Raw genomic sequence first — 13,847 nt, 5'->3', positions numbered from 1 at the left:
CTGTATTATAGGGTTGTTTCTCATTTTTGTTGTACGTCTTGTTTCTTAAAAGTAATTAATCTTAGGCTATCATTGTTTAACGCGAAGAGGAAAGCTTCGGTTTTACCCTCGCCCAATTCGATTTTCGAAATTGCCTTTATCTCCCCTGGAACAATAAGTTCACTTGTTGAGGGGGAAACAACTTTGGGTTGCTGAGCATCACCTTGCACGATAAGGCCGACACTAGCATCATTTCGTGGGGTCTCTACTTCTGATCCATAAAGGTTGCCCCCAATCAAGATATCAGGGTACCGATCGTCGTTGTAATGAAATACCTCCATGGTGTTAATGGATGAAAACTGGACTTGACTCGGAAGAGGATTCAACTTGAACGAGCCATTTCCCGTATTCTCGATCCAATAATGCTGAAAGGTATCTGCCGTGTAATGCAATGACTCATCCAACATGCTTTTGCCGTAGATATCGTTTAGATCCGCATCTGCAAAAGATTCAAAGGTTTCAAAGCGCTGTTTGATGGCGGGCACTTGCTGAGAGGAGCATTCACGGCCCCGAAGCGGCAATTGAACTCCCTTTTTCTCATAACTCAAGACGATATCGAGCGTACCGTTTTCATCAAAATCATTGGCGTATACCTGAAAGGGGGTTTCCGTGCTGGTTCGGTATTTGTAGTTCAGGCCCAGATTTCCTGCTATATAATCCATATCCCCATCACCATCGAAATCTACTTTTTCAAGACCGTACCACCATCCTTTACTCTGATTGAATCCTAATTGTTCGGTAACATCCTCAAAATCTTCCCCCGTATTTTTGAAAAACCGTAGGGGCATCCATTCGCCAGCGATGATCAAGTCGATCATTCCGTCGTTGTTAAAATCATCCCACAGACTACTGGTCACAAGCCCGGGCTGAACAAGTTGCGGTGTCAATTGCTCTGTGACATCGGAGAATCGTGCGGCTTCATTGCGCCCTCCTTCGTTTCTTAGAATATAACTTCTAGCGGCTTCCGGGTATCGGCCTGGTACTATTCTACCTCCAATAAAAAGGTCTAGATCCCCATCGGAGTCATAATCGGCTGCGGTCACGTTCAACCCACTAGCGGTAATATTCGGCAGTGCTTGATCGCTCTTGATGAAACCTTGCTGCGTATTGATGTATAAGCGATCTTGGTAATAAGACGGCGCCTTCCTTCTATCATTTCCACCGTTTACTACATACAAATCCAGATCTTGATCACCATCAGCGTCAAAAAATAAGGCTCCCGTATCTTCGTATTGCATGTCTTGTTCCCAAGGGCCGGACATCGAATCAAAACTGCCATTTCGGTTCTGAATGAAAAGCTTGGCACTACTTCTGGCTGCATTGCCTATAAAGAAATCATCAAGGCCATCATTATTGACATCGCCTACGGCCAACGCCGGACCCATAGCGGAGTTCTCATGGGGTAGTAGCGGTTCGAAAATGTAGTCGTCATAGTAGTCTTCGGTATGCTTGAAATCGAGATTCCATTTATCGGTAATATCCTCAAAAATAGCACTGTGCTGTTCCTTCTTAGATGTAGCATTGGCGATACTATCTTCATAGGTGATTACTTTTAAAATATCCACTTCAATACCACTCAATAGTTGGATGTTCCCATTGGGCCAGATCACCTTTAATTCATCTATCCGATTGGCTTGGCCTAGACCAAAGTGTACAATAGGTTCCGTGCTTGATTGATACCCCCTGGTTAGGGTCAGTTCTTGAAACTGCTCTGTAGAATCGGTGCGAACGGAAACCTTGGCTCCTAAGCCGAACGGATTTTCCTTTGGCCCTTCCAATTTTACCTTTATAAAATGACTTCCTTTTGTTCCTTGGTTGCTATAAATCGAAGCAGGAGTATCAATGTTATTGATGACAAGGTCTAAATCTCCATCGTTATCTAGATCAGCAACGGCAAAACCATTGGAAAACCCTTTTTCATCAAAGCCCCAAGGTACTGTTGTATTGGTAAAGGAGTAGTCTCCATTGTTTTGAAACGCATAATTGGCAATAGGTGTGCTAGGTAAGAGTCGAAAGTCTTTTTTTTTCGGTGCCCCAAAGGGACTTATCACATTATATTTTTCGTTCGTATCATTATGATTCACATCTCGCTTCACTCCGTTGGATATAAAAACATCCTTCAGGCCATCATTGTTGAAATCAGCGAAAATGGTTCCCCAACTCCAGTCGGTGGTTGCCATGCCGGCAAACCTCGAGATATCCGAAAAAGAAGGAGTTCCACCCTTATCGACCCCATTGTTCAATTGTAATGTATTCTGCATGTATTGATAATTAAATCCGAGTTCGACCCCTTCATAAAAGGTTTCGGGACTCATGCTCGCCATGTTGGTCTTCGATCTTTTATAGTCCTCAGCGGTCATGTCAACTTGAAGTAAATCTATTTGTCCATCATTATTGAAATCCCCACCATCGATTCCCATACCGAACATTGCCGTATGTCGCATCGCCGATTTTGATATTTCGGTAAATGTACCGTCACCATTATTTTGATAGAGATAATCGGGAACGTTAAAATCGTTGGAAAGATACAGGTCTTTATAGCCGTCATTATTGAAGTCATTGGCGATTAGCCCTAAGGTAAGGCCAAAATTTCGCACCCCCGCCTTATCGGTCATATCGGTAAAGGTCCCGTCACCGTTATTGTGGTACAAATGCCCTGAGTTTTCAAAGCTATTTAACCTCATTTTTTCATAGTAATAGGCATTGCCCATACTCACTTTTACAATAGGATAGTTTGCGACAAAAAGATCTAGTAGGCCATCATTGTCATAGTCAAAAAAAGTAGATTGAATCGAGGTGCTGCTATCGGCAATACCATATTCTTGGGCACTTTCCGTGAAGGTGTTGTCACCATTGTTGATGAACAATTGATTGATGCCCTCGGATGCATAGCGAGATACGCTTACATAAATATCCAAGTAACCATCGTTATTCACATCGGCCATCGTACTGCCCGTATACCAACGATTGTCACCGGCAACCCCTGCCGTATCCGAGATGTCTTCGAATACGAGATTTCCTTTGTTGAGATAAAGTTTATTGGGCACCTTGTTCCCTGTAAAATAGATATCCGGTAGGCCGTCATTATTAATATCCCCAATGGATACCCCACCACCAAGATATAAATACGGGAAATTGAAATAATTCAATGTGTCATTTTCAATAATGGTATTGACAAAATGCACATTTGATGACTCTGGTGCTACTTTGGTAAATCTGAACGTATTTGCCGATGCATCGGTATCGGTTTCAGTAGTACCACAAGAGAAAAGGAGTAGGGCAGTGGTGACTAAAAATATAGTTCTTATCATATACTAAAGATAAAAGGAACCACTTAAACTAAGCGGTTCCTTTTTATTAAACTAACTCAACAAACTTAATATCCATCATTCTGAACTAGGTTGGGGTTTTGATCCAACTCGTTCTGTGGAATGGCCATATACTCTCTCCCGGGTTTATAAGCACTGGTTCCTGCACTTCTCGATTTAAGATCAGGATTGTTGACAATGACATCAACAACTTTATCCCAACGTAGTAGATCAAAATACCTCGTACGCTCGAAAGTCAATTCTTTGATTCGTTCATCTTCAATGTCCTTCATGGTCAACGAAGTGAAGGCCGGCATATCCGCCCGTGCCCGTACTTGATTAATGGCATCCAATGCCGCGGCAGAAGAACCACTTAGCTCAAACTCTGCCTCAGCGAACATTAACAATACATCAGCATAGCGCATCATTCTTAAGTTATTGCCCGCACCATGCCAACCTTCTGCCAAAGATTGGGAAAGTCCGTTAAATTCCCAATCAAGCCATTTATTACCATAAATATCAGTAGCTGAAGCATCGTAAACGTCGGTGTAAGATTGATCGAGGTAGGTTTTAGATTCAAGAACTTCTCCCTCATAGGTTGTGGTCTCATTGGTATTCCAAAAGAAAGTGACGAACGTTCTCGGGTCAATTTCATCATTTATTGTCCTTTCGTCCAAAAACAGGTCGAGTGCCCATTGGTTTACGGTCATACCATCTTGGTTGGTGAAACCGGCCGGAGCAAAATCAGGTTGGTAACCCGACCCTTTTCCGCGATTTGGTGCATCACCACCCCAAGCACCATTGCCATCGGCAATGAGTTGAATCTCGAATAAAGATTCAGCGTTATTTTCAAACTCCTCGGTAAAATTATGAGCGTAATTATCCATTAACTGGTAGTTGCCACTGCTTATTATTTTTTGAAATTCTGCCTTGGCTTCCGCAAACTTTTGCTGATACAAAAAGGCTTTACCTAAGTAAGCTATGGCGGCGCCAGAGGTCGCTCTTCCCGTTTGATCGGAAGGCCAAGATTCAGGCAATAAGGTTTGGGCGGCTTGTAAATCGGATTCTATGAGGGCCCATACCTCCGATGGATCCGCCTGCACTATTGCTTGTGGATCTTCTATTTCAGTAAAGGGTATAGTAATTAGGGGAATATTTCTCCAATTGTTCAACAAATTGAAATAGTTAAAAGCCCTGATGAAGTGAGCCTCACCAAGAATGTTGTCTTTGGTCGTTTGATCCATTTCAATATCGGGTACCCTAAAAAGAACTTCGTTGGCTCTTGTAACACCTTGATACATGGCCTGCCAAACCCATTTTATGGGATTACCTGCAGGGTCTGTGTTGAAATAACTTGCCTGTGTTCTATCAGATGTGCCAAAACCATTGATGACATCATCACGATAGTCCGATAAGAAAACTTCAAATCTGGAATAGTACAGAATGTTGGTCAATGGACTATATGCGCCAATTATTCCTTTTTCCGCATCTTCGGCGCTCTGCCAAAAAGATGAAGGGGTCAATGCATTGGGGTTGGGTTGGTCTAAAATGTCATCACTGCAGTTCACAGTGAATGCAAAGACCGCAAGCAACGCCAAACTAATCTTAAGTTTATTCATTCTATTTTTCATTTTGCTATTTTTTTAAGTTAAAAGGAAATTTGTAAACCAGCCTGGAACGTTCTTGGTGTAGGAATAACACCTTCGTCCACTCCCAGGTTGAATTGTCTCTGATCTTCCCCACCTCTGGTATTTCTACCGATTTCAGGATAGTATCCCGAGTAATCGGAAATGGTAAATAGATTAATTGCGGAAACGTATAATCTAAGTTTACTGAGTTTGATTTTATCTAAGATCGTGTCTGGAAGACTATACCCTATCTGGGCATTTCGTAGTCTAAAGTAAGCACCACTCTCAAGATAGAAATCAGACATTCTTCTATTGAAACCGTTATCGGCCTGCGTATTTCTAGGTATAGTAGTATTAGTGTTTGAAGGGGTCCATGCATTTAAGGCCTCCGCCAAGTAATTTCCATCCGTATCGAAGAAACCTCGATATCTATTACTGTTTAGGAGTGTATTTCCTGAAACGCCATTGAAGAACAAGTTCAGATCCCATTGCTTGTAGTTCGCCCCAAGGTTAATACCGTATTCAAAATTAGGGATGGCACTGCCCAGATAGGTTTGATCATCCACATCTATATCACCATCGCCATCCAAATCCCTAAATTTCAAATCCCCGGCCACAGGGGTCCCTGATGCATCATTGGCCGCAGCGGCCTCTGCATCGGTTTGATAGATTCCGTCGACAACGTAACCATAAAAGGAGCCGATGGGTTCTCCGATATCCGTTCGCTTGCTATTTAGACTGTTTGATGTAAAGCTTCCCGTAATTATTGGCGTAGAACCCCCTAGACTTGTTACTTCATTATTCAAGGTAGAAAAGTTGAATGACGCATTAAAAGAAAAATCATCACTTAATTGATCTCTGTAATTCGCCGAGAATTCGAACCCTTTGTTATCCACACTGGCGGTATTGAAAGGGACGTCATTATCAAAACCAGTGTAAATCGGTAGACGAATACCTACTAAGATATCCTCTGATTTTTTAATGAAATAATCCATTGATATATCAAGCTTATTGTTGAAGGCAGCAAAATCCAAACCGATATCGGTGGTCTTTGTGGTTTCCCAAAAGATGTTGGGATTGACCCCCTGCGTAATCGAGTAGCCCGTAACTCGACCTGGAGTGTCGCCTAAAACATACTCACTAAATAGATTTAATTGCGGGTCAACGGCGTAGACCTCAACGTTGTTCGATCCGATTTCACCATAACTGGCTCGAAACTTCAAATTTGAAATTGCCGAGACATTCTCCATGAATTTTTCATTACTTATGTTCCAAGCAAAGGCCGCAGAAGGAAAGGTACCCCATCTCAAACCTTCAAGAAATAGTGAGGAGCCATCTCTACGTATCGTAGCGGTCAACAGGTATCGGTCATCAAAAGAGTAATTGATTCTACCAAAATAGGATTGTATTGTCGAAGTATTATCGAAAGAGGGCGCATTGGAAACTTCTTCAGCGGCCGAGGGAACGCGTATGTCATTGGAAGGAAATCTTCTCGCATCCGCACCAAGTCTTCTGGTGTTGTTCTCTTGTTGGGTAAAACCACCGATCACATCTAAGCCATGTTTGCCAAAGGTCTTTTTGTAGTTCAGGGTATGTTCGATCAGCGTCGATAGAAAAGTATCGTTTCTTTCACTAATTTCAGCGAAATTACCCAAATTCCCATTGACGAAAACTGCGTCTTGAGGTCTAAATCTATAGTTGTTGTTCAGATTGAACTCCAATCCTAAATTCAATTTATACGTAAGACTTTCGAAAAGGGTATAGGAGGCCGCCAAATTTCCCAAGACATTGCTGTTGGTTACGGTTCTGTCCTCTAAAGCGGCAACTCCTAACTCGTTAATAATAGTTCCCGGGCCGTAGAATGTTGCCAGGGCCGATCCTGGAGCTAAATCGGAAGAGTTCCAATTCCCATCACCATCTTTCAAACGAATGGTAGGGAGTAAATTACGCTCTTTGTTAAAGTAGGGGTTAGGATTATTGACCGAACGGGTCAAACCAATAGTGTTTTCAAGTTTGAAATTACCCTTGGTAAACGAGCCATTGGCTCGTACCGTATATCGTTCAAAATCGTCATACTTGACCACACTTTCATTATCAAAATGACTTAGCGAAAGGCTAAAGAGGGTATTCTCGCCCCCGCCTGCTAACCGAAGGTTCGTATTGGTAATCTGACCCGTTCGTAGTGATTCATCATAAAGATTACTGGTACGATTTGGGTTAAACTCGGTATCATTCGCGGGAGATCGGGGAGTGCCATCATTATCATCGGCCCTGTTTACAATATCGGCATATTGCCTTGCATCGGCCCAGTCAATGGTATTTATGACATGGTTGAAACCATAATTGGTATCTAGATCGATAGTCAATCTGCCTCGAGTACCTTTTTTGGTTGTGATGATGACCACCCCATTGGCGGCCCTAGAACCATAAATAGCGGTTGAAGACGCATCTTTCAAAACAGAAATGGTATCGATGTCTTGAGGGTTGACAGAATTCATATTCCCTGTAATAACACCATCAATAACGAATAAAGGACCAGCTGCGGACAAGGTCCCTGTACCTCTAATTGTAATGAGGGATGTAGCCCCGGCCGCTCCGCCTTGAGCTTGAATATTGACACCGGCCATTCTACCTTGGAGCGCCTGTGCAGGGTCGCTGTAGGTAAGATTTTCGATATCATCTCCTCCAACGGTACCTACCGCACCGGTCAAATCAGATTTCTTTTGAGAGCCATAGCCGATAACGACAACCTCTTCAAGTTGACTCGCATCTTCTTCAAGTGATACATTGATAGCCGATCGTCCATTGACCGCTTCTTCAAGTGTAGTGAAACCGAGATAACTGAATACCAAGGTGGCGTCGGATGAGGCATCTATGGTATAATTACCATCGAAATCCGACTGGGTTCCGTTTGTAGTTCCCTTTACCAAAACGTTAGCACCGGCCAGGGGCTGACCTGTGTCATCAGTAATCGTACCGCTAACGGTAGCATCTTGCGCATGACCTACGACGCAGACGGAAAACCATACAAACGCGCAGAGTAACATGCGAATCGAACATTTTTTTTGAGTTAATTCAAACATTTTCATAAACATTTAGTTCTTAAAAGGTTATTTAGATAGTTTTAATTGGGGATAAAATTACATCCAACATAAACTACCTTACGTCACAAACATCTTGTATGAAATAACAAATGGTTTCCTTTGAAAAACATCCGCTCCATTTTTTTTCTAGGGGAATCAAGGCGTCCAAAACCATTTGTTCTATGAATTTGGACGAACTTCTAGGTGGTTCAAATGCAGCATCTTGTAGACGCTTGAATCCTTTGGAAGAGTAGGTTCAAGTAAAATACCGTAGTTGCGATTTATGCTGAGTGATCTGTTTAAAACAATATGCGGCTATCCTATAAATGCAACCAAAATTTGTAGAACTACATATCTGTTTTACGAATAAAGACATGCGTGACCCTTCAAACTTTTTGATTAGGTAATCTTTGTGTTACTGAATTTTTTATAGTGGACCATTTATTCATCTACCATGTCAGTTTTATTTGTTCGTAGCCGTACCTCAGCTTGGTCTGGAACCAAGTTTTGTATCCCTTGCTTAGTTCTTTTCCCCACTTGGATTAGTGCACAATCAGTGGACTATGAAGCTACTTGGCCATCATTAAGACAGCATCAGACCCCAGAATGGTTTAAGGATGTCAAGTTTGGCATATCTAACTTGCGGTTATTGGGAAGGACTCTTCAACCGAAATACAAAAAAACACCAACGAGCATACTGGTCATTTTCAGAAATGAGAAAATAGGGGAGTACGCCTTTGTATTGAAATAGAACAAAAAAAGTAAAATACGTAACGATTATGAGGAACTTAAAATGTGTGATTCTTTTTGTAGCGATAGAATTTTTGATGACCCCTATCCTCAATGCCCAAGAAGCGGAATGGACCCCTTTGTTGGACGATGAGCTTTCAAGGTGGGATGTTTTCATTGGCGTTCCCCATCATACGGTCAAAGGTTTGGATGAGGCCCCTAAGGGAGACGGCATGGAAGGTACCCCGTTAGGTTTGAATAAAGACCCATTACAAGTGTTTTCGATGCATCAAGTGGATGGGGAAGAAGTTCTTCATGTAAGTGGTGAAATTTATGGCGGGCTAACCTCCAAGGAGATCTATGAAAACTACCACCTGAAGCTTGAGTTCAAATGGGGTGAAAAAAAGTGGGAGCCCAGATTGAATGACAAGCGCGATAATGGTCTTTTATATCATTGCAATGGTGAACAGGGCGCTTTTTGGAATGTTTGGATGGAGTCTCAAGAGTTTCAGATTCAAGAAGGGGATATGGGTGATTACTTCGGCTTGGCCGGCGGCGTGAATACGATTCGAACCCGTATGAATGAAACAGGTTTTTATGAGTACGACCCATCAGGGAGTCCCACGCGACTGGGTATCGGCCTTGAAGGAAAGAATATGTATCGAGGTGTAAGGCGAGGTAATTCAGAAAAGCCTTATGGGCAGTGGAATACTTTAGAATTGGTCTGTTTCAATGGACAATCGTTTCACATTGTAAATGGTACGGTAGTGATGATCTTAGATAAAGCGGAGCGCCGCACCGAAGTGGGTTACGAAATCGTAACACGCGGAAAGATTCAACTGCAGTCCGAGGCCGCCGAGGCGTATTATCGAAATATTGAAATTCGAAAGATAACCGAGTTGCCAAAGTTCTTGAAATAGGCAAGAGTTGCGTTATAATGGATAGCCATGAACAAATGATAATTGGGTCGACAAACCATTTGTTGTGTTATTTTGGTCAAAAAATAATAGGCGATGGAAAGAAAATACTGAATTTAGCTTTTGCTTTTTGTGGCGATATTGCTGCGTTAACCAACCTGATAAATAGATGATTTTAATGAGAAGAGTTTCTACAATACTATTAGTTTCCATCCTCTTGTTTTCGTGTGGATCAAAAAAGGAAGATGCAAAAAAGGACATGGCATCCAAAATGGATTCTGTAGCACTTTTTGAACCTAATTGGGAGTCCATCAAAAAAAATTACAAAGATCCTGAATGGTTCAATGATCAAAAATTCGGAATATTCATTCACTGGGGGCCCTATTCCGTTCCTGCACACGGCTCCGAATGGTATCCGCGTCGAATGTATATGGACAGTGCTACATTTACGGCCCAATTGAAACCTCAGCAAGACGGTCCGAATGAGACCTATCTCCATCACAAGAAAACCTATGGCAATCTAAAGGATTTTGGATACAAAGACTTTATTCCGATGTTCAAAGCGGAAAAATTCGACCCAAAAGAATGGATTTCATTGTTTAAAAAAGCGGGCGCGAAATACGTGGTTCCAGTTGCCGATCATCATGACGGTTTTGCCATGTTCGCTTCAAAAGCAACCAAATGGAATGCGGCCAATATGGGACCTAAACGTGATGTACTTGGTGAACTTTTCGCTGAGGGCCGAAAACAAGGACTGATTATGGGCGCCTCCTCACATTATGCGTTCAACTGGTCTTATTATAATAAAAAAGACCACTTCGATACCGTGGATCCGGAGTATGCCGATCTATATTCACCGAAGGGAAAAGATTTAAAGGAGCCCGTTTCGGGAGAGTTCAAAAAAATGTGGTGGGACCGCACCGTTGACCTGATAGACAATTACCAACCTGAAATATTGTGGTTCGATTTCTATTTGGACATACCCGATTATGAAGAGTACCGTCCTAAATTGGCCGCTTATTACTACAATAAAGGTATTGAGTGGGGTAAAGAAGTGGTCATAAACGATAAGAACTTATTTCATGAAGCATTTCCGGAAGGTACTGTTATCTATGACCTTGAACGCGGTAAGCTTCCAGGGATTCGAAAATTACCTTGGCAGACCGATACCTCTATTGGAAAAAATTCTTGGGGTTACGTGACGAACGAAGAAGCGAAAACTCCCAACTCACTTGTTGATGACCTTGTTGATATCGTATCGAAGAACGGTAACCTATTGCTTAATGTCGGACCAAGGGCAGATGGGACCATACCTGAGGACCAGCAAGAAACCCTTTTAAAGATAGGCGACTGGCTGGCAACGAATGGGGAGGCCATCTATAATTCCGAATATTGGAAAACTTTTGGGGAAGGCCCAACGGAGGAAGAGGGTGGATATATGTCGGAGCATGCGAAGAAAAAAGATTTCACCGCACAAGATATACGTTTTACCACCAATGGTAATAAGCTCTATGCGATTATGCTTGACTGGCCCAAAGATGCTAAGATAAATATCAAATCATTGGGTGCCACAAGTGAACATGCCAAAGATATCGATATCAAAAGCATACGACTTTTGGGTAGCGATGCGAACCTTACTTTCGAAAGAACCGATGCTGCACTTGAAGTATCGGGTCTAGGGGCTAAAACAGGCAATTTTGCCCATGTTTTGGAAATAACGTTGTAACATAAAAGTAGCAGCTCTTTGAATAACGAAAAGGCGCACTGGGGTTGAACTCAACTTTGGTGCGCCTTTTAATTTCAATTCGATTGTCGCTTTTGATAGGCTAGGAATTCACTGGGAGACATTTGTTTGATGGCCCTGAATTGCCGATTGAAATTTGAAATCGTATGGAAACCCGATTCGTAGCAAATAGCTGAAATAGTGCTTTTGTTTTCAATCAACTGTTTACAGGCATATCCGATCCTAACCTCATTCAAGTATCTTGAAAAGGTCTTGCGATTGACTCTTTTAAAAAATCGACTGAAGGCCGAAGGGTTCATATTGGCTACCGCTGCGACATCGTCCAATGAGATAGGCTGGGCGAAATTTTCGAAGATGTATTCATATGTTTTATCCAAGTTTTGATTTTGATTTTTTTTGAAGGAATGTACAAATCCCTCACTGGCCAACAATTCAAAAGTTTGATGTTGGGCCAATTGGTACAGCACCTTTGTAAATTTCATGGTCCTTTTGAAACCGGCCTCCAATCGATTTATTTTCAAGATATCCCGAATCACTTTTTTGGGTAACGCAATGAATTTTATTCCATGTCTTGATTTCTGTAAGAGTTCCGCAATGGGTCGCATTTCGTCCGTTTCCAAAAAGCCATTCCCCAAAAACTCCCGATTAAAGTGAATCACGATATCCTCTGCGAGTAGATTACTATCTTTTTGAAAATAGACATCATCGTTGAGCCACATGTGTGGCAGGTTCTTTCCGATAAGTACCACATCACCCTCTTCGAATTTTTTGATACTATCGCCAACAAAACGAGTGCCCGTACTTTTTAAGGAGAGTACCAGCTCTAATTCCGGATGATAGTGCCATACCTTGAGAAAATAAGGTTCGACATGGTGGGTTACCATGAACGAGCTATTTTCAGGTTTATCGCGATGTAATAGGTGTAATTTCATCTATTTGCCAAAGGTTGATGTGAAAATACCGCTATTTTAAATGCAAAAAAAGCGAACCGAAGATGGTTTGGGCAAAAAAAGTACTAGAATTAGTGCGATTTGTGGTAGCCGGAAAGCGTTCCTTACTGTATTTTTGATAGTACAATATTTTTTATTCCAAGTTCAATTATGAAATACATTGTCTGTGAAAAACCGGGGGAGTTCCTTCTGAAGGAAAGAACAGCTCCGGTCAGAAAGAAAGGTGAGGCACTTCTAAAAGTGACCAAGGTAGGTATCTGCGGTACTGATTTGCATGCTTTTGCGGGCAACCAGGCCTTTTTTACCTATCCCAGAATCTTGGGGCATGAATTGGCCACACGAATAGAAGAGATCGAAGACAATGCCTTGGGGTTGAAGGCCGGTGATAATGTAGTCGTTATGCCCTATCTCAACTGCGGCACTTGCGTCGCTTGTCGCAATGGAAAAACCAATTGCTGCACCAGTTTAGAGGTCTTGGGTATCCATACCGATGGGGGTATGCAGGAGTATATCACGGTACCTATTTCCATATTGCTACCTGCGCAAAAATTGAACAATAATCAAATGGCCCTAGTTGAGCCGTTGGCTATTGGAGCACACGCGGTTAGACGCGCAAGGATAACGAAAGACGAAACCGTTGTGGTCGTTGGTTGCGGACCTATAGGTTTGGGTTTGATGAAGTTTGCGCAAATAGCGGGAGCCAAAGTCATCGCAGTGGATATGAATGAAGAGCGCCTTCAGTACGCGAAAAACGTCTTAGGTGTAGATGATACGGTTTTGGCAGGTGCCGATACCGTGCAAGAGGTTGCTGATAAGACCGACGGTGATATGGCCGCAGTGGTTTTCGATGCAACAGGGCATAAGGGAGCCTTAGAGGCCGGCCCCGACTATATGTCCCATGGCGGACGCTATGTATTGGTGGGCCTCTCAAAAGGGGAGCTGACCTTTACCCACCCGGCGATTCACGCCAAAGAAACCACTATATTATGCAGTAGAAATGCTGCTCTTGAAGATTTTGAATACGTGATATCCATATTGGAACAAGGACGTTTCCCGGTAGATTCCTTCATCACGCATAATGTAGATTTTAGTGAGATGATTTCTAATTTTAATAGCTGGCTGGATCCTGCTACCGGGGTGATAAAGGCTACGGTTAATTTTTAATAAATCAAGCTTTATAAAGAATAAAACAACAAATAGTCAACCATGAAAAAAGTAGTAACCTTCGGAGAGATCATGCTCCGTTTGTCCCCTCCGGGATTCCTGAGATTTTCACAGGCGAGTTCGTTCGATGTGGTCTACGGCGGCGGGGAGTCCAATGTCGCGGTGTCCCTGGCCAACTATGGGGTACCGGTGGATTTCGTGACCCGTCTGCCCGATAACGATATCGGCGCATGTGCCCTGATGGAAATGCGCAAGCGCGGCGTGGGCGTGGACAAGATCGTCCAT

At 42.6% G+C, this 13,847-nt stretch carries 8 protein-coding genes; 4 read left to right on the top strand and 4 right to left on the bottom strand.

Annotated features, from left to right (window positions below):
• Positions 1–20 precede the first annotated feature (20 nt).
• The 3 genes from ACKWCA_RS23395 to ACKWCA_RS23385 all read right to left on the bottom strand — a co-directional run bounded on the left by ACKWCA_RS23395 (position 21) and on the right by ACKWCA_RS23385 (position 8,058).
• Positions 21–3,350 carry a VCBS repeat-containing protein gene (locus tag ACKWCA_RS23395; protein ID WP_413980676.1) on the bottom strand — a complete coding sequence of 1,110 codons (3,330 nt, stop codon included), beginning with the start codon at positions 3,348–3,350 and terminating at the stop codon, positions 21–23.
• Between the two features lie 65 nt (positions 3,351–3,415).
• Positions 3,416–4,966, bottom strand: coding sequence for a RagB/SusD family nutrient uptake outer membrane protein (locus ACKWCA_RS23390; protein WP_413980675.1), 1,551 nt, complete (start codon positions 4,964–4,966; stop codon positions 3,416–3,418).
• A 29-nt stretch (positions 4,967–4,995) separates the two neighbouring features.
• Positions 4,996–8,058 carry a SusC/RagA family TonB-linked outer membrane protein gene (locus tag ACKWCA_RS23385; RefSeq protein ID WP_413980674.1) on the bottom strand — a complete coding sequence of 1,021 codons (3,063 nt, stop codon included), beginning with the start codon at positions 8,056–8,058 and terminating at the stop codon, positions 4,996–4,998.
• Between the two features lie 779 nt (positions 8,059–8,837).
• On the opposite strand from ACKWCA_RS23385, the gene ACKWCA_RS23380 reads away from it, so the two are divergent.
• On the top strand, positions 8,838–9,707 hold the full coding sequence (locus ACKWCA_RS23380; protein WP_413980673.1) for a 3-keto-disaccharide hydrolase: 870 nt from the start codon (positions 8,838–8,840) through the stop codon (positions 9,705–9,707).
• 166 nt (positions 9,708–9,873) lie between these two features.
• Complete coding sequence (locus ACKWCA_RS23375) at positions 9,874–11,430, top strand: alpha-L-fucosidase (RefSeq protein ID WP_413980672.1); 1,557 nt, start codon at positions 9,874–9,876, stop codon at positions 11,428–11,430.
• Between the two features lie 74 nt (positions 11,431–11,504).
• Here the strand turns inward: ACKWCA_RS23375 and ACKWCA_RS23370 are convergent, their stop codons facing one another.
• Positions 11,505–12,380: an AraC family transcriptional regulator gene (locus ACKWCA_RS23370; RefSeq protein ID WP_413980671.1), complete on the bottom strand. Its 876-nt coding sequence runs from the start codon at positions 12,378–12,380 to the stop codon at positions 11,505–11,507.
• Positions 12,381–12,548: 168 nt separating this feature from the next.
• Between ACKWCA_RS23370 and ACKWCA_RS23365 the strand changes: the two genes are divergently transcribed.
• Complete coding sequence (locus ACKWCA_RS23365) at positions 12,549–13,562, top strand: zinc-binding alcohol dehydrogenase family protein (protein ID WP_413980670.1); 1,014 nt, start codon at positions 12,549–12,551, stop codon at positions 13,560–13,562.
• A gap of 42 nt (positions 13,563–13,604) precedes the next feature.
• A partial coding sequence (locus ACKWCA_RS23360) for a PfkB family carbohydrate kinase (protein ID WP_413979497.1) occupies positions 13,605–13,847 on the top strand: 243 nt, incomplete at its 3' end.

It is taken from the genome of Maribacter corallii (assembly GCF_047345415.1).
Classification (GTDB): domain Bacteria; phylum Bacteroidota; class Bacteroidia; order Flavobacteriales; family Flavobacteriaceae; genus Maribacter_C.
Note: the sequence above shows the minus strand (reverse complement) of the source record. Positions and strands in the feature narration are given on the sequence as shown.

What these genes read in the sequence shown, in the direction of transcription:
- ACKWCA_RS23395 (WP_413980676.1), bottom strand. Translation starts at nt 3,350, where the DNA reads ATGATAAGAACTATATTTTTAGTCACCACTGCCCTACTCCTTTTCTCT.
- ACKWCA_RS23390 (WP_413980675.1), bottom strand. Translation starts at nt 4,966, where the DNA reads ATGAATAAACTTAAGATTAGTTTGGCGTTGCTTGCGGTCTTTGCATTC.
- ACKWCA_RS23385 (WP_413980674.1), bottom strand. Translation starts at nt 8,058, where the DNA reads ATGTTTGAATTAACTCAAAAAAAATGTTCGATTCGCATGTTACTCTGC.
- ACKWCA_RS23380 (WP_413980673.1), top strand. Translation starts at nt 8,838, where the DNA reads ATGAGGAACTTAAAATGTGTGATTCTTTTTGTAGCGATAGAATTTTTG.
- ACKWCA_RS23375 (WP_413980672.1), top strand. Translation starts at nt 9,874, where the DNA reads ATGATTTTAATGAGAAGAGTTTCTACAATACTATTAGTTTCCATCCTC.
- ACKWCA_RS23370 (WP_413980671.1), bottom strand. Translation starts at nt 12,380, where the DNA reads ATGAAATTACACCTATTACATCGCGATAAACCTGAAAATAGCTCGTTC.
- ACKWCA_RS23365 (WP_413980670.1), top strand. Translation starts at nt 12,549, where the DNA reads ATGAAATACATTGTCTGTGAAAAACCGGGGGAGTTCCTTCTGAAGGAA.